General features: G+C 63.5%; 13 protein-coding genes and 4 tRNA genes. 15 read left to right on the forward strand and 2 right to left on the reverse strand.

The window, feature by feature from the left end:
• The first annotated feature begins 23 nt into the window (after positions 1-23).
• The 14 genes from truA to ACIPZF_RS11785 all read left to right on the forward strand — a co-directional run bounded on the left by truA (position 24) and on the right by ACIPZF_RS11785 (position 10,634).
• Positions 24-869: a tRNA pseudouridine(38-40) synthase TruA gene (truA, locus tag ACIPZF_RS11720; protein ID WP_400799075.1), complete on the forward strand. Its 846-nt coding sequence runs from the start codon at positions 24-26 to the stop codon at positions 867-869.
• A 60-nt stretch (positions 870-929) separates the two neighbouring features.
• On the forward strand, positions 930-1,550 hold the full coding sequence (locus ACIPZF_RS11725) for a phosphoribosylanthranilate isomerase (RefSeq protein WP_400799078.1): 621 nt from the start codon (positions 930-932) through the stop codon (positions 1,548-1,550).
• 223 nt (positions 1,551-1,773) lie between these two features.
• Positions 1,774-2,667, forward strand: coding sequence for an acetyl-CoA carboxylase, carboxyltransferase subunit beta (gene accD, locus ACIPZF_RS11730; RefSeq protein WP_400799081.1), 894 nt, complete (start codon positions 1,774-1,776; stop codon positions 2,665-2,667).
• On the forward strand, positions 2,667-3,953 hold the full coding sequence (gene folC, locus ACIPZF_RS11735; protein WP_400799083.1) for a bifunctional tetrahydrofolate synthase/dihydrofolate synthase: 1,287 nt from the start codon (positions 2,667-2,669) through the stop codon (positions 3,951-3,953). Before accD ends, folC begins: the two co-directional genes overlap by 1 nt.
• A 4-nt stretch (positions 3,954-3,957) precedes the next feature.
• Positions 3,958-4,608 (forward strand): SPOR domain-containing protein, encoded by a 651-nt coding sequence (locus ACIPZF_RS11740; RefSeq protein WP_400799086.1) that lies wholly within the window; start codon positions 3,958-3,960, stop codon positions 4,606-4,608.
• Positions 4,609-4,780: 172 nt separating this feature from the next.
• The gene (locus ACIPZF_RS11745) at positions 4,781-5,338 is read left to right on the forward strand and encodes a CvpA family protein (protein ID WP_400799088.1); all 558 of its coding nucleotides are present in this window, start codon (positions 4,781-4,783) and stop codon (positions 5,336-5,338) included.
• A gap of 42 nt (positions 5,339-5,380) precedes the next feature.
• On the forward strand, positions 5,381-6,886 hold the full coding sequence (gene purF, locus ACIPZF_RS11750; RefSeq protein ID WP_400799091.1) for an amidophosphoribosyltransferase: 1,506 nt from the start codon (positions 5,381-5,383) through the stop codon (positions 6,884-6,886).
• A 16-nt stretch (positions 6,887-6,902) separates the two neighbouring features.
• Positions 6,903-8,114: an O-succinylhomoserine sulfhydrylase gene (locus ACIPZF_RS11755; RefSeq protein ID WP_400799093.1), complete on the forward strand. Its 1,212-nt coding sequence runs from the start codon at positions 6,903-6,905 to the stop codon at positions 8,112-8,114.
• Positions 8,111-8,884 (forward strand): SDR family oxidoreductase, encoded by a 774-nt coding sequence (locus tag ACIPZF_RS11760; RefSeq protein ID WP_400799095.1) that lies wholly within the window; start codon positions 8,111-8,113, stop codon positions 8,882-8,884. Before ACIPZF_RS11755 ends, ACIPZF_RS11760 begins: the two co-directional genes overlap by 4 nt.
• 148 nt (positions 8,885-9,032) lie before the next feature.
• Positions 9,033-9,108 (forward strand) — tRNA-Val (locus tag ACIPZF_RS11765).
• A gap of 67 nt (positions 9,109-9,175) precedes the next feature.
• Positions 9,176-9,252: transfer RNA gene (locus ACIPZF_RS11770), tRNA-Asp, on the forward strand.
• A gap of 100 nt (positions 9,253-9,352) precedes the next feature.
• Positions 9,353-9,429, forward strand: a tRNA-Asp gene (locus ACIPZF_RS11775).
• Positions 9,430-9,567: 138 nt separating this feature from the next.
• A tRNA-Asp gene (locus ACIPZF_RS11780) sits at positions 9,568-9,644 on the forward strand.
• 189 nt (positions 9,645-9,833) lie between these two features.
• Positions 9,834-10,634 (forward strand): DUF2242 domain-containing protein, encoded by an 801-nt coding sequence (locus tag ACIPZF_RS11785; protein WP_400799098.1) that lies wholly within the window; start codon positions 9,834-9,836, stop codon positions 10,632-10,634.
• Between the two features lie 245 nt (positions 10,635-10,879).
• Here ACIPZF_RS11785 and ACIPZF_RS11790 read toward each other — a convergent pair whose 3' ends face one another.
• Positions 10,880-11,920: an AraC family transcriptional regulator gene (locus tag ACIPZF_RS11790; protein ID WP_400799100.1), complete on the reverse strand. Its 1,041-nt coding sequence runs from the start codon at positions 11,918-11,920 to the stop codon at positions 10,880-10,882.
• A 4-nt stretch (positions 11,921-11,924) separates the two neighbouring features.
• A complete protein-coding gene (locus ACIPZF_RS11795) occupies positions 11,925-13,043 on the reverse strand; it encodes a nitrilase-related carbon-nitrogen hydrolase (RefSeq protein WP_400799102.1) in 1,119 nt (372 codons plus the stop codon).
• A 184-nt stretch (positions 13,044-13,227) separates the two neighbouring features.
• Between ACIPZF_RS11795 and ACIPZF_RS11800 the strand changes: the two genes are divergently transcribed.
• Entirely contained in the window at positions 13,228-15,264 is a 2,037-nt protein-coding gene (locus tag ACIPZF_RS11800; protein ID WP_400799105.1) for an FAD-dependent oxidoreductase, read from the forward strand.
• Positions 15,265-15,301 lie beyond the last annotated feature (37 nt).

Genomic DNA, 15,301 nt, shown 5'->3' on the forward strand with positions numbered 1-15,301 from the left:
ATTACCCCACAGGTTTCACGCGCTTGGACATCATCGACACCGAATCGGCCGCCGCAGGCTTCACCCGCATCGCCCTGGGCGTGGAATACAAAGGCTCGCGCTACCGCGGTTGGCAGCGCCAGGCCAGCGGCGTGCCCAGCGTCCAGCAGGCGCTGGAACAGGCCCTGTCGAAAGTCGCCAACGAGCCGATCAGCGTGGTCTGCGCCGGGCGCACCGATGCCGGCGTGCACGGCTGCGGGCAGATCGTGCATTTCGATACCCAGGCCATCCGCGACGAGCGCGCCTGGACCCTCGGCACCAACTTCAACCTGCCCCACGACATCAGCGTGGTCTGGTCGCGGCCGATGCCGGCGGACTTCCATGCCCGCTTCAAGGCCACCGCCCGGCGCTATCGCTACGTGATCTACAACGACCCGATCCGCCCGGCTCACCTGGCTGAGGAGGTGACCTGGAACCACCGCCCACTGGATGTCGAGCGCATGGCCGAGGCTGCGCAGTACCTGCTCGGCACCCACGACTTCAGCGCCTTCCGCGCCAGCCAGTGCCAGGCAAAATCGCCGATCAAGCACATCCATCACCTGCGCGTGACCCGTCATGGCCAGATGATCGTGCTGGACGTGCGCGCCACCGCGTTCCTGCACCACATGGTGCGCAGCATCGCCGGGGTGCTGATGACCATCGGCGCCGGCGAGCGCCCGGCGAGCTGGGCGCGTGAGGTGCTGGAGGGGCGCAACCGCCGCGAAGGCGGCGTCACGGCGCATCCGTATGGTCTGTACCTGGTGCAGGTAGAGTACCCAGAAGAATTTCAGCTGCCACGACGTTACATTGGCCCACACTTTCTCACCGGCTACGAGGCGTTGGCCGACTGACGGGTGAAAAGGCTTTTGCTACCATCGGGCCTTTCAGTGATCTCTCAGGGTTTGCAGTCCATGAGCAACGTTCGCAGCAAGATCTGCGGGATTACCCGCATCGAAGACGCGCTGGCCGCCGCCGAGGCAGGGGCAGATGCCATCGGCTTCGTGTTCTACGCCAAGAGCCCGCGGGCCGTCGACGTGCGCCAGGCGCGAGCGATCATCGCCGAGCTGCCGCCGTTCGTGACCACGGTGGGCCTGTTCGTCAACGCCTCGCGCTGCGAACTCAACGAGATCCTCGAGGTGGTGCCGCTGGACCTGCTACAGTTCCACGGCGACGAAACCCCGGCCGATTGCGAGGGCTATCACAAGCCCTGGATCAAGGCACTGCGGGTGCGTGCGGGGGACGATATCGAGGCTGCTTGCCGACTTTATTCCGGCGCCCGTGGCATCCTGCTCGATACCTATGTTGCCGGCGTCCCGGGGGGGACCGGCGAGGCGTTCGACTGGTCGCTGGTGCCGGCACGGCTGAGCAAGCCGATCATTCTTGCCGGGGGGTTGTCTGCTGATAACGTTGGCCAGGCCATTGCGCAGGTCAAGCCTTATGCCGTGGATGTCAGTGGTGGCGTCGAGCAGGCCAAAGGCATCAAGGACGCCGCGAAAATCGAAGCGTTCATGCGCGCGGTCAAACAGGCGTGATGCCAGATGTGACGGCTGGCTGCGCGCCATCGTCCATAGCTATCGCAGCCCTGCGGGGTGGCTGCCGGCATGCCGGGCGGCCAAAGCACATATTGAAGGCGGCGCGACGCGCAGGCAGCCCCTGCGGCCGAGCCGTCATCGTTTCATAGAAGACATTGAGCTCAAAGGGCAGGGCATGGCCGGCCAGACCGGTCCCCGCCCGCCAATACTGGAGAAATAAAGCATGAGCAACTGGTTAGTCGACAAACTGATCCCTTCGATCATGCGTTCCGAGGTGAAGAAGAGCTCGGTGCCGGAAGGCCTGTGGCACAAGTGCCCAGCCTGCGAGGCCGTGCTGTATCGCCCGGAGCTGGAAAAAACCCTGGATGTCTGCCCCAAGTGCAACCATCACATGCGCATCGGCGCCCGTGCACGCATCGACATCTTCCTCGACGCCGAAGGCCGTGCCGAACTGGGCGCCGAGCTGGAGCCAGTCGACCGCCTGAAGTTCCGTGACGGCAAGAAGTACAAAGACCGCCTGACCGGTGCGCAGAAGCAGACCGGTGAGAAAGACGCCCTGATCTCCATGAGCGGCACCCTGATGGGCATGCCGATCGTGGTCAGCGCCTTCGAGTTCTCGTTCATGGGTGGCTCGATGGGTGCCATCGTCGGTGAGCGTTTCGTTCGCGCTGCCAACTACGCCCTGGAAAACCGCTGCCCGATGATCTGCTTCTCGGCCTCCGGCGGCGCCCGCATGCAGGAAGCCCTGATCTCGCTGATGCAGATGGCCAAGACTTCGGCCGTGCTGGCGCGTCTTCGCGAGGAAGGCATTCCGTTCATCTCCGTGCTGACCGACCCGGTCTACGGTGGCGTATCCGCCAGCCTGGCAATGCTCGGCGACGTCATCGTCGGTGAGCCGAAGGCACTGATTGGCTTCGCCGGCCCGCGCGTGATCGAGCAGACCGTGCGTGAAAAACTGCCGGAAGGCTTCCAGCGCAGTGAGTTCCTGCTGGAGCACGGCGCCATCGACCTGATCATTTCCCGTGGCGATCTGCGTCCGCGTCTGGCCCGTCTGCTGGCACAGATGACCGGTCAGGAAACGCCTGAGCAGGCCCGTGAGGTCGCTGCGGTCGCGTGATGAAAGAAAGAACCCTGGGCGACTGGCTCGCCTACCTCGAGCAACTGCACCCGTCGGCGATCGACATGGGGCTGGAGCGCTCGCAACAGGTGCTTGCCCGGTTGGCGCTGGGCAAGCTGGCGCCCCGTGTGGTGACAGTCACCGGCACCAACGGCAAGGGCTCGACGTGCGCGTTCGTAGCGTCGCTGCTGCGTGCCCAGGGGCTCAAGGTTGGCGTGTACAGCTCGCCACACCTGTTGCGTTATAACGAACGGGTGCTGATCGACGGCCATGAGGCCAGCGATGAGCACCTGTGCGAAGCCTTCGCCGCTGTCGAAGCGGCGCGGGGCGAAATTTCTCTGACCTACTTCGAAATGGGTACCCTGGCGGCGTTCTGGCTGTTCTATCAGTCTGAGCTCGATGCCGTGGTGCTCGAAGTGGGGCTGGGTGGTCGCCTGGATACCGTGAACGTGATCGATGCCGATCTGGCGCTGGTCACCAGTATTGGTGTCGATCATGTCGATTACCTGGGTGATACCCGTGAGTCGGTGGCCTTCGAGAAAGCCGGCATCTTCCGCCGGGGCAAGCCGGCGCTGTGCGGCGACCTGGATCCGCCTCAGCCATTGCTGGACAAGGCCCGTGAATTGGCGGCGCCGCTGTTCCTGCGCGGCCATGACTTTGATTTGACCAGCGCCGAAGGCGTCTGGCACTGGCGTGGCACCACGGTCGACGGCGCACGGGTAGAGTTGCGCGACCTGCCGCTGCTCGACCTGCCAATGGAGAACGCCACGCTGGCCTTGCAGGCGTACCTGTTGATGGGCCTGCCCTGGGATATCGGGCAGGTCCGCAAGGCGCTGCTCGCAACCCGCATCACCGGGCGGCTGGATCGTCGCACACTGAATTGGCGAGGCAAGCGTGTGGAACTGCTGCTGGATGTGGGGCATAACCCCCATGCGGCAGAGTACCTGGCGCGTCGCCTGTCGGCGCGACCGCTCAAAGGTCGGCGCTTGGCTGTCTTCGGATTGCTTGCCGACAAAGACCTGGAAGGCGTCCTCGAACCCTTGCAGTGCCTGGTTGACGATTGGGCGGTCACGCCGTTGCAGTCGCCCCGCAGCCGTCCGCCCGCCGAACTGGTGGATGCCTTGACGAACCGCGGCGTTGCGGTGAAGTCTTATGCCAGTGTCGATGCCGCCCTCGAAGGGCAATGCGCGCAGGCGACGGCGGATGACCAGATCCTGCTGTTCGGTTCGTTTTTCTGTGTCGCCGAGGCCCTGGAATGGCTGGGGCGCCAGGCCCTGGAGGGGTGAATAGATGGCAGTGCTGGACAAAGGGATGAAGCAGCGCATGGTGGGTGCGTTGGTGCTGGTGGCGCTGGCGGTGATCTTCCTGCCGATGCTGTTCACCCGCGAGGACGAGATGCGCCAGGTGCGCGTCGAGGCCCCGCAGGCCCCGGCGATGCCGACATTGCCTGAAGTCAAGGTGGAGCCGGTTGCGGTACCTGAGCCGCAACCGCTGCCGGAAGAGCCACAGCAGCCGCCCGTGGTGGTCAATGAATCCACCGCGCCGGCAACTACGCCGAGCCAGCCGATCACGCCCTCGCCACAGACCCAGGCGCAACCCAAAGCCCAGACGCCGGTGCCGACGCCCGCGCCCAAGGCTGCAACACCAGCGCCAGCCCCTGCGGCCACGGCGACCGCGCCGTCGAAGGTCGACGTCAACGGCCTGCCGGTGAGTTGGTCGATCCAGTTGGCCAGCCTTTCCAATCGGGCGGGTGCCGAGAGCTTGCAGAATACGCTGCGTAGCCAGGGCTACAACGCTTACATCCGTTCGGCCGGTGGCATGAACCGGGTGTATGTCGGGCCGTTGATCGAGCGGGCCGAGGCCGAGCGCGTGCGCGATGCGATCAATCGCAAGCAGAATCTGAAAGGTTTCGTGGTGCGCTTCCAGCCTGAGCGCGGCTGACGCTTGAGAGGCATCGCTCCTACGCGCTTTTCTTGACTTCCGAGTCCACGAAAAGCCTGTGGGAGCGGGGCCGCGCCGTAATAAAGGCGCTGCCAAACGACCTGACATTCTGCTTACCCACAGCCCGCCGCTCTGGTAAAATGCGCCGCCTCAAACGTCTGCAGGCAGCACCGTGGCATTTACCTGGGTTGATTGGGCGATCATCGCGATCATCGCCGTTTCCACACTGATCAGTCTCAAGCGCGGCTTCGTCAAGGAAGCCTTGTCCCTGCTCATCTGGATCATTGCCGGTGCTGTCGCCTGGATGTTCGGCGGGTCGCTCTCGGTGTACCTTGAAAGCTATATCCAGACACCGTCGATGCGCATCATTGCCGGCTGCGCCATTTTGTTCGTCGCCACCTTGCTGGTGGGGGCGATGGTCAATTTCCTCGTCGGCGAGCTGATCCGCGTTACCGGGCTGTCCGGCACCGACCGTTTTCTCGGCATGGCCTTCGGCGCTGCGCGCGGAGGCTTGCTTGTGGTAGTGGCCATCGGCCTGCTCAGCCTGGGCCCGGTGCAACAGGATCCCTGGTGGCAGGAATCTCGCCTCATACCACAATTTCTATTGGTCGCTGATTGGTCCAAGAACCTGATTCTGGGTTTCTCCAGTCAGTGGATGTCCAGTGGGATGATCAGCGCTCCAGCTGATCTTCCGTTCAAGGAACAGTTGCTCGGGCCGGCAAAGCCGTGAGCGCTATTCACTCAAGTTTCATCAAAGTAGGGGTTGCGTCGCATGTGTGGCATCGTCGGTATCGTCGGTAAGTCGAACGTCAATCAGGCGCTGTATGACGCGCTTACGGTCCTCCAGCACCGCGGCCAGGATGCTGCCGGTATCGTGACCAGCCACGACGGCCGGTTGTTCCTGCGCAAGGATAATGGCCTGGTGCGCGATGTCTTCCAGCAGCGCCACATGCAGCGCCTGGTAGGCCACATGGGTATCGGCCACGTCCGTTACCCGACTGCGGGCAGCTCCACTTCGGCCGAGGCCCAGCCGTTCTACGTCAACTCACCGTACGGCATCACCCTGGCGCACAACGGCAACCTGACCAACGTCGAGCAGTTGGCCAAGGAGATCTACGAGTCCGACCTGCGCCACGTCAACACCAACTCCGACTCGGAAGTGCTGCTGAACGTGTTCGCCCACGAGCTGGCCGTGCGCGGCAAGCTGCAGCCAACCGAAGAAGACGTGTTTGCTGCGGTCTCCCACGTGCACAGCCGCTGCGTCGGCGGTTACGCGGTGGTGGCGATGATTACCGGCTACGGTATCGTCGGCTTCCGCGACCCCAACGGCATCCGCCCGGTGGTATTCGGCCAGCGTCACACCGACGAAGGCGTGGAATACATGATCGCCTCGGAAAGCGTGGCCCTCGACGTGCTCGGCTTCACCCTGATCCGCGACCTGGCGCCGGGCGAAGCGGTGTACATCACCGAAGAAGGCCAGCTGTACACCAAACAGTGCGCCGAAAGCCCGAAACTGCAGCCTTGCATCTTCGAACACGTCTACCTGGCCCGTCCTGACTCGATCATCGACGGTATCTCGGTGTACAAGGCGCGTCTGCGCATGGGCGAGAAGCTCGCCGACAAGATCATGCGCGAGCGCCCTGAGCACGACATCGACGTGGTCATCCCGATTCCGGACACCAGCCGCACTGCCGCGCTCGAGCTGGCCAACCGCCTGGGCGTCAAGTTCCGCGAAGGTTTCGTCAAGAACCGTTACATTGGCCGCACCTTCATCATGCCCGGCCAGGCCGCGCGCAAGAAGTCGGTGCGCCAGAAGCTCAACGCCATCGAATTGGAATTCCGCGGCAAGAACGTGATGCTGGTCGACGACTCGATCGTACGTGGCACCACCTGCAAGCAGATCATCCAGATGGCCCGCGAAGCCGGCGCGAAAAACGTCTACTTCTGCTCCGCCGCACCTGCGGTACGCTACCCCAACGTCTACGGCATCGATATGCCGAGCGCTCACGAACTGATCGCCCACAACCGTACCACCGAGCAGGTGGCCGAGTTGATCGGCGCCGATTGGCTGATCTATCAGGACCTGCCGGACCTGATCGATTCGGTCGGTGGCGGCAAGATCAAGATCGAGCACTTCGATTGCGCGGTGTTCAACGGTGAATACGTCACCGGCGACATCGACGAAGCCTACCTCGATCGCATCGAGCAGGCCCGAAATGACCTGGCCAAGGTGAAGACCCAGGCGGTCAGCGCGATCATCGACCTCTACAACAACTGATTCAGGGAGCGACGGCATGACGGATCAATGGGATGCCGGGCGACTGGACAGCGACCTCGAGGGTGTCGGTTTCGACACCCTCGCGGTGCGTGCCGGTCAGAACCGCACACCGGAGGCGGAGCACAGCGAAGCGCTGTTCCTGACCTCAAGCTATGTCTTCCGCACGGCTGCCGATGCGGCCGCGCGTTTTGCCGGTGAAACCCCGGGCAACGTCTATTCGCGCTACACCAACCCGACCGTGCGTGCCTTCGAGGAGCGCCTGGCGGCCATGGAAGGCGCCGAGCAGGCCGTGGCCACCTCCACAGGCATGGCGGCGATCCTCGCCGTGGTCATGTCGCTGTGCAGCGCCGGTGATCATGTGCTGGTGTCGCAGAGCGTGTTCGGCTCGACCATCAGCCTGTTCGAGAAGTATTTCAAACGCTTTGGCGTCGAGGTGGACTACGTGCCGCTGGTCGACCTGTCGGGTTGGGCGAAGGCCATCAAGGCCAACACCAAGCTGCTGATCGTCGAGTCGCCGTCCAACCCGCTGGCCGAGCTGGTCGATATCACCGCCCTCAGCGAAGTCGCCCATGCCCGTGGCGCCATGCTGGTGGTGGACAACTGCTTCAGCACCCCGGCGCTGCAGCAGCCGCTCAAGCTGGGTGCCGACATCGTGTTCCACTCGGCAACCAAGTTCATCGACGGCCAGGGCCGTTGCATGGGCGGCGTGGTGGCCGGGCGCAGCGAGCAGATGAAAGAAGTGGTGGGCTTCCTGCGTACCGCCGGCCCGACCCTTAGCCCGTTCAACGCCTGGATCTTCACCAAGGGCCTGGAAACCCTCAAGCTGCGCATGCGTGCGCACTGCGAGAGCGCCCAGCAGCTGGCCGAGTGGCTGGAGCAGCAGGACGGCATCGAGAAGGTGCACTACGCCGGCCTGCCAAGCCACCCGCAACACGAACTGGCCAAGCGCCAGATGAGTGGCTTTGGTGCAGTGGTCAGCTTCGAGGTGAAAGGTGGCAAGGAAGGCGCCTGGCGCTTCATCGATGCCACCCGGGTGATCTCGATCACCACCAACCTGGGTGACAGCAAGACCACCATCGCGCACCCGGCCACCACCTCCCACGGCCGTTTGTCGCCGCAAGAGCGTGAGGCGGCGGGTATTCGTGACAGCCTGGTTCGCGTTGCTGTCGGCTTGGAAGACGTGGCCGACCTGCAGGCGGACCTTGCACGTGGGCTGGCGGCACTGTGATCGAAATCAGGGGCGGTGCACCCGGCCATAACGGCCGGGTAGCTTTGGTCACGGGTGCCGCACGCGGCATTGGCCTGGGTATCGCCGCCTGGTTGATCTGCGAAGGCTGGCAGGTGGTGCTCAGCGATCTCGACCGCCCGCGCGGAGCCAAGGTCGCCAAGGCCCTGGGCGAGAATGCCTGGTTCATCACCATGGACGTTGCTGACGAAGCCCAGGTCAGTGCCGGGGTTTCCGAAGTGCTGGGGCAGTTCGGTCGGCTTGACGCGCTGGTATGCAACGCGGCCATCGCCAACCCGCACAACCAGACCCTGGAGAGCCTGAGCCTGGCGCAATGGAATCGGGTGCTGGCGGTCAACCTCAATGGCCCGATGCTGTTGGCCAAGCACTGTGCGCCGTACTTGCGTGCGCACAATGGTGCGATCGTCAACCTGACCTCGACCCGTGCTCGGCAGTCCGAGCCCGATACCGAGGCCTATGCGGCAAGCAAGGGTGGCCTGGTGGCCTTGACCCATGCACTGGCCATGAGCCTGGGCCCGGAGATCCGCGTCAATGCGGTGAGCCCGGGCTGGATCGATGCGCGGGACCCGTCCCAGCGTCGTGCCGAGCCGTTGACCGAGGCCGACCATGCCCAGCACCCGACGGGCAGGGTAGGGACGGTGGAGGATGTGGCGGCCATGGTGTCCTGGTTGCTGTCACGCCAGGCAGCATTCGTCACCGGCCAGGAGTTCGTGGTCGATGGCGGCATGACCCGCAAGATGATCTACACCTGAGCATGATGCTGTAAGTGAAGGGGGCCGAAAGGCCCCTTTCACGTTTTTGCCTTTTTTGAAAAAAATTCAACGGGGCTATTGACTTAGCATCGGCATCTGCGTAAATTTCGCGGCCTCAGCGAAGCAAACGCAACAAGCAACATCGCGGGGGTGATTAGCTCAGCCGGGAGAGCATCTGCCTTACAAGCAGAGGGTCGGCGGTTCGATCCCGTCATCACCCACCACTTCCTGAGATTGTTTCTAGCGCTGGATGCTTCTGATGAAGCAGCTGGCAAGAGAGAAACGCACTGCGCAGCGGTAGTTCAGTCGGTTAGAATACCGGCCTGTCACGCCGGGGGTCGCGGGTTCGAGTCCCGTCCGCTGCGCCATTTTTCAGTAACAGATGGGTGCCTGGCACCGGTCTGAAGTCGAAGGCAGTTATGCCGGAGGCTGATCCCAGTTTCAATCGGGCGCAAGCCTGAACGATACGCAGCGGTAGTTCAGTCGGTTAGAATACCGGCCTGTCACGCCGGGGGTCGCGGGTTCGAGTCCCGTCCGCTGCGCCATCTTCGTTTCGAGGCCCCTTGAACGCCTCGAAACAACAGAAAGAGCGATCATCGTGTCGCTTTTTTTGTGCCTGCCCTGAGGCCTTTGTGCCGGAAGGGCGGCTCCCAGTTTCAACCGGGCGCAAGCCCAAGCGATACGCAGCGGTAGTTCAGTCGGTTAGAATACCGGCCTGTCACGCCGGGGGTCGCGGGTTCGAGTCCCGTCCGCTGCGCCATCTTCGCCTCGAGGCCCCTTGAACGCCTCGAAGCAAAACGAGAAAGCGACCTTAGGGTCGCTTTTTTCGTTTGTGCGTCTGCACATTCGACATTTACACGATGCTGACAGACTCTTCACTGATGAACGGTTTCAGTGCAGGGGTGCTGTGAGGCACAATAGGCACCTCTCGACTTACCCGGAATTGGCAATGACCAGATCATCCGTCTTTGGTGCGCTCGGGCTGGCCCTGGTGCTGGCGGGCGTGTCCGGTTGCTCCTCGAAAAAAGCCGCCATTTACGAGCACGAAAACTTCGATGACTCGGGGACCTACTCGCGCAGCTTCCCGGTCAGCGAGGCCGGTACGTGCGAGGCCGCACGGCGTGCGCTGCTGAGCCAGGGCTATATCATCACCAGCAGTGGTACCAATCAGGTCGCTGGTAACAAGAGTTTCCAGCAGAACAGCGATAACCACCTGCAGATCAGCTTCAGCGTCACCTGTGCGCCTGACAGCAGCGACGAGCAGCGTTCGACCATGTTCGCCAACGCGCTGCAGGACCGTTATGCGCTGAAGAAGTCCAATACCTCTGCCAGCCTGGGTGTTGGCATATTGGGCTCGGTATCGATGCCGATCGGCTCCAGCGACGATTCCATGGTCAAGGTCGCCAGCGAAACGGTAACTGCGCCGCAGTTCTACGAGCGTTATTTCGCCTTGGTCGAAAGTTACTTGCCCAAACCCAAGAAGGTGAGCAAAGCCAAGGCCGAGGCGCCTGCGCCAAAAATCGACAATCCAGCGCCAGCCCTTGGGCTGCCCGAGCAGGTCTCTGCTGCACCCGTGGCCGCTCCCGAAGCGCCGGCGGCAAATGCAATCGCGCCAGCCAGCGAGGCTGCAGCAGCGCCAGTCGTGGATGACAGTCAGAGTTCACAACCTGTCGCACCGCCCACCGAATCGGCGCCTATCCAGGTACAGCAGGATCCGCAGCCCACAGAGGCGACACCCGCTCCGCTTTAAGTGCGATCAGCTCGGTACAGACACTGTTACAGATGAGCGGCGATAAGTTCCTGAACACCTGCTACGTTTACCACTCATAAGCTTGTCATCATTTCTTCATCCCACCTGCTTAGGTTGAAGGCATGACCAACGAAGACAAATGAGAGAAGAGGACGCAGGGCAATGGATGATTATCAGGAAGAGCTGCTGGAGTTTCAGGCCTACGAGCTGGACCCACCGGAGCCGGCCGACGACGCCACCGAGCTTTAACCGGCCTGCCGCTGGCTGCGGCGGAACTCCCCCGGCGTAAGGCCCGTCCAGCGCTTGAATGCGCGCTGGAAGGCCTCCGCCGATGCAAACCCCAACAAATAAGCAATCTCGCCGAAGGCCAGTTCCGTATCGCGGATATAGGTCTCGGCCAGGTCGCGCCTGGTGTCATTGAGCAGGTCGCGAAAGCGCGTACCTTCCTCTGCCAGTTTGCGCCGCAAGGTCCAGGTGGGCAGTTGCAGGCGCAGCGCCACTTCTTCCAGGTCCGGCTCCCGGCCGCCATTGAGCAACGGGCCCAGAAGGTGGGTAATGCGCTCACCCAGGCTGCGTACCCGCGTGCGTTGCAGCATTTCCGTTTCACACAGCTGCAGCAGGTGCTGCCAGGTGCTCGGACAATGCTGCGGATTGGCCAGCTCCAGCGTGGCGCGGCTCAGGCGCAGTTGGTTGCCGCTGGCGCCGAATTGCACGGCACCGCTGCACAAGGGCTGATACTGCGCCGCATAGTCGGGGGCATCGAACTCGATCTCCAGGCGCTCTGCGTGCACGGGTGTATCGACCAGGGCAGCGAGCTGAGCCAGCCAGCCGGTCAGCAGCGAGTCGACGACGAAACGGTTGTAGGCGTTGTAGGGGCTGATCGAGTAAAAGCGCAGCCATGCCCCGTGAGCATCTTCCTGGAAGCTTGATTGACCACGGTAGTTGGCGGCATACAGCGGTTCGAATTGCAGCAGTGTGCGCGCGGCATCGCCCAGGGTTGGAGCCTGGGCTGCGGTGACCCCCGCCAGGCCGGCCTGCGCCAGTCGGCTGAGACGACCCATGCGCAGGCCCAGGGCCGGCTCGCTACACAGCGCGATGGCAGCGTGCCCCAGATGCATGTAGCGCGGAATCGACAAGCGTGCGCCGGCTTCGGCAAGGCGCGTGCAGTCCAGCCCGTAGCGCAGCAGCAGAGGCTGAGGATCGTAACCAAGGCCGTGCAAGGCCTCGGCCAGCGGCTGGACGAAGCCTACCGACAGGTCGCCCAGGCGCACACGTGGGCGGGCCATGTGCCTACAACCACAAGTTCAGCAGGCGGGCACCGTGGCTGGGCGGGCCCGCCAGCAGTTCGCCTGCCTGGTGGGCAAAGCCCTGGCCGTCGCTGCTCTGTTCCCAGAACTGCCCCCGCATGAAAACGCTCATGCTGCTGACTCCATCATCCGCAGCCTGGGTCAAGCGTTGCCAGGCACTTTGTTCGCTGACTTCGCCACGTTGCACGGGCAGTTCGGCGGCTGCGCCCTGATGGCGGTTGCCGCGCCACGGGGCCTCCCAGCTGCCTTTGCCACTGAGGAACACCGGATTGGCGATCAGCTGTACCTGCTGTTGCTCCAGTTGGCGTTGGTTTTCCGGGTACCAGCTGTCGCTGCCGATGAGTACGCCCAGCCGCCCAGCCGGTGTCTGCAGGACCTGCAGCGGGAAATGCCGACCGTGATGAATGTATCTGCGCACTTCGCTATCGGGGTACTGCTGGCGCTGTGGTTGGCCCAGCAGTGAGCCATCACCGGCAAACACCACGCTACTGTTGAACAGCGGCCCGCTGCCGGCATGCAGCACACCTTCTTCCACATAGGGCGCTGGCAGCACGATCGAGCCGGCTACCAGCGTCACGCCAAACTCTTTGGCCAGGCCGCCGAACAGTTGCTGGTAGTCGCTGGCCATCTGCTGGGCTTTCATGCGCAGGTGGGCGTCGGCCCGACGATCGTCGCCGCTGGCTCGCAGCATCGCCAGGCCATAGCGCAGCGGGTTGCTCAGCTCCAGCCACTGCTCGGCCTCGCGGTTGCGGGTAGCCTGATACAGCTCGTTCTTTTCGCCGCGCGCCCACAGCCAGGTGCCGATGTGTTCGGGCAGCACCACCACCGTGCGCGGGCCGACCAGGCCCTGGTCGCGGGCTTGTTGCAGGTAGGCCGAGAGCTTGCGGTGCAGGCGCTGCAGGTTCTGGTAATCGCTGGGGTAGAGCAGAGGCTCGACGCCCAGCAGATTGCCCTGTGCGCCGGGCACGCCATGGTTGAGCGCCAGTTCGATGCGCAAGTCGGAGAGGTAGTGGCCTTCCGGACGTTGTTGGGTCCAGAAGCCATAGCCGCCAAGGGCGGCGATGATCACCAGCGCCAGGGCGCTTGCCAGAAGTTTTCGCATGCAGCGTTACAGCGCCTTGGGTACGGAGCTTCCTAGGGTAGTCCTGCTGTGCGGGAGGATCAATAAGTTGTCAGTTTCGATCATTGAGCGCATTCAAACGGCTGTTTAATGTCACTGCCAGATAAACGACGGGGCCCGTTGAGGCACCCGCATTCCGTGATCACGCCACCTGGGGAATCCATCCATGGCTGCCGACCGCTATCCGCATTTGCTGGCCCCGCTCGACCTGGGCTTCACCACCCTGCGCAATCGCACCCTGATGGGGTCGATGCATACTGGCCTCGAGGAGCGCCCCGGCGGCTTCGAGCGCATGGCAGCCTATTTTGCCGAGCGCGCCCGTGGCGGTGTCGGCCTGATGGTCACCGGTGGTATCGCGCCCAACGATGAAGGCGGGGTGTATTCCGGCGCAGCCAAGTTGAGCACCGAAGAAGAGGCCGACAAGCACCGCATCGTCACCGAGGCCGTGCATGAAGCTGGTGGCAAGATCTGCCTGCAGATCCTGCATGCTGGCCGCTACGCCTACAGCCCGCGTCAGGTGGCGCCAAGCGCGATCCAGGCGCCGATCAACCCGTTCAAGCCCAAGGAGCTGGACGAGGCGGGCATCGAGAAGCAGATCGCCGACTTCGTCAATTGCGCCATGCTGGCCCAGCGCGCCGGCTATGACGGCGTCGAAATCATGGGTTCGGAAGGCTACTTCATCAACCAGTTCCTCGCCGCCCACACCAACCACCGCACCGACCGCTGGGGGGGCAGCTACGAGAACCGCATGCGCCTGGCGGTGGACATCGTCAGCCGGGTGCGCGACGCCGTTGGCCCGAACTTCATCATCATCTTCCGCCTGTCGATGCTCGACCTGGTCGAGGGCGGCAGCACCTGGGACGAGATCGAGCTGCTGGCCAAGGCCATCGAACAGGCCGGCGCGACGATCATCAACACCGGCATCGGCTGGCACGAAGCGCGCATTCCTACCATCGCCACCAAGGTGCCGCGCGCGGCGTTCAGCAAGGTCACCGCCAAGCTGCGTGGCGCCGTGAAGATTCCGCTGATCACCACCAACCGCATCAACACCCCGGAAGTGGCCGAGGCGGTGCTCGCCGAGGGTGATGCCGACATGGTCTCGATGGCCCGGCCGTTCCTGGCCGATCCTGACTTCGTCAACAAGGCGGCTGAGGGGCGCAGCGACGAGATCAACACCTGCATCGGCTGCAACCAGGCCTGCCTGGACCACACCTTTGGCGGCAAGCTGACCAGCTGCCTGGTCAACCCGCGCGCCTGCCACGAGACCGAGCTCAACTACCTGCCTGTGCGTGCGGTGAAGCGCATTGCCGTGGTCGGTGCCGGCCCCGCTGGCCTGGCAGCCGCCACCGTGGCTGCCGAGCGTGGCCATGAAGTGACCCTGTTCGACAGCGCCAGCGAGATCGGTGGGCAGTTCAATGTCGCCAAGCGGGTGCCGGGCAAGGAGGAGTTCTTCGAGACTCTTCGCTACTTCCGTAACAAGATTAAGAGCACAGGTGTAGACCTGCGCCTGAACACCCGCGTGGACGTATCGGAGCTGGTGGCGGGTGGTTTCGACGAAATCATCCTGGCCACCGGCATCGCGCCACGTACCCCGGCGATTCCAGGCGTCGAGCACGCCAAGGTGCTCAGCTACCTCGACGTATTGTTGCAGCGCAAGCCGGTCGGTGAGGCGGTGGCGGTGATCGGCGCGGGTGGGATCGGCTTCGATGTCTCCGAATACCTGGTGCACCAGGGTGTGGCCAGCAGCCAGGACCGCGAGGCGTTCTGGAAGGAGTGGGGCATCGATACCGACCTTGAGGCGCGTGGCGGTGTGGCCGGGATCAAGGCACAGCCGCATGCGCCAGCGCGGCAGGTTTACCTGTTGCAGCGCAAGAAGTCCAAGGTTGGCGACGGCCTGGGCAAGACCACCGGCTGGATCCACCGTACCGGGCTCAAGAACAAGCAGGTGCAGATGCTCAACAGCGTCGAGTACCTGGGTATCGACGATGCTGGGCTGCACATCCGGATTGGCGAGGGTGAGCCCCAGGTGCTGGCGGTGGACAATGTGGTGATCTGCGCCGGGCAGGAGCCGCTGCGTGAACTGCACGACGGCCTGGTGGCTGCGGGGCAGTCGGTGCACCTGATTGGCGGCGCGGATGTGGCGGCGGAGCTGGATGCCAAGCGCGCGATCAACCAGGGCTCGCGGTTGGCTGCCGAGCTCTGACAGGGCAGGGGCCGCGTTGCGGCCCTTTCGCTGTAAA

Source organism: Pseudomonas sp. NPDC089752, assembly GCF_044748725.1.
GTDB lineage: Bacteria > Pseudomonadota > Gammaproteobacteria > Pseudomonadales > Pseudomonadaceae > Aquipseudomonas.

Excerpts from the sequence above, each read along its gene's own strand:
- ACIPZF_RS11725 (WP_400799078.1), top strand. The coding sequence starts at position 930 with ATGAGCAACGTTCGCAGCAAGATCTGCGGGATTACCCGCATCGAAGAC.
- accD (WP_400799081.1), top strand. The coding sequence starts at position 1,774 with ATGAGCAACTGGTTAGTCGACAAACTGATCCCTTCGATCATGCGTTCC.
- folC (WP_400799083.1), top strand. The coding sequence starts at position 2,667 with ATGAAAGAAAGAACCCTGGGCGACTGGCTCGCCTACCTCGAGCAACTG.
- ACIPZF_RS11740 (WP_400799086.1), top strand. The coding sequence starts at position 3,958 with ATGGCAGTGCTGGACAAAGGGATGAAGCAGCGCATGGTGGGTGCGTTG.
- purF (WP_400799091.1), top strand. The coding sequence starts at position 5,381 with ATGTGTGGCATCGTCGGTATCGTCGGTAAGTCGAACGTCAATCAGGCG.
- ACIPZF_RS11755 (WP_400799093.1), top strand. The coding sequence starts at position 6,903 with ATGACGGATCAATGGGATGCCGGGCGACTGGACAGCGACCTCGAGGGT.
- ACIPZF_RS11785 (WP_400799098.1), top strand. The coding sequence starts at position 9,834 with ATGACCAGATCATCCGTCTTTGGTGCGCTCGGGCTGGCCCTGGTGCTG.
- ACIPZF_RS11790 (WP_400799100.1), bottom strand. The coding sequence starts at position 11,920 with ATGGCCCGCCCACGTGTGCGCCTGGGCGACCTGTCGGTAGGCTTCGTC.
- ACIPZF_RS11795 (WP_400799102.1), bottom strand. The coding sequence starts at position 13,043 with ATGCGAAAACTTCTGGCAAGCGCCCTGGCGCTGGTGATCATCGCCGCC.
- ACIPZF_RS11800 (WP_400799105.1), top strand. The coding sequence starts at position 13,228 with ATGGCTGCCGACCGCTATCCGCATTTGCTGGCCCCGCTCGACCTGGGC.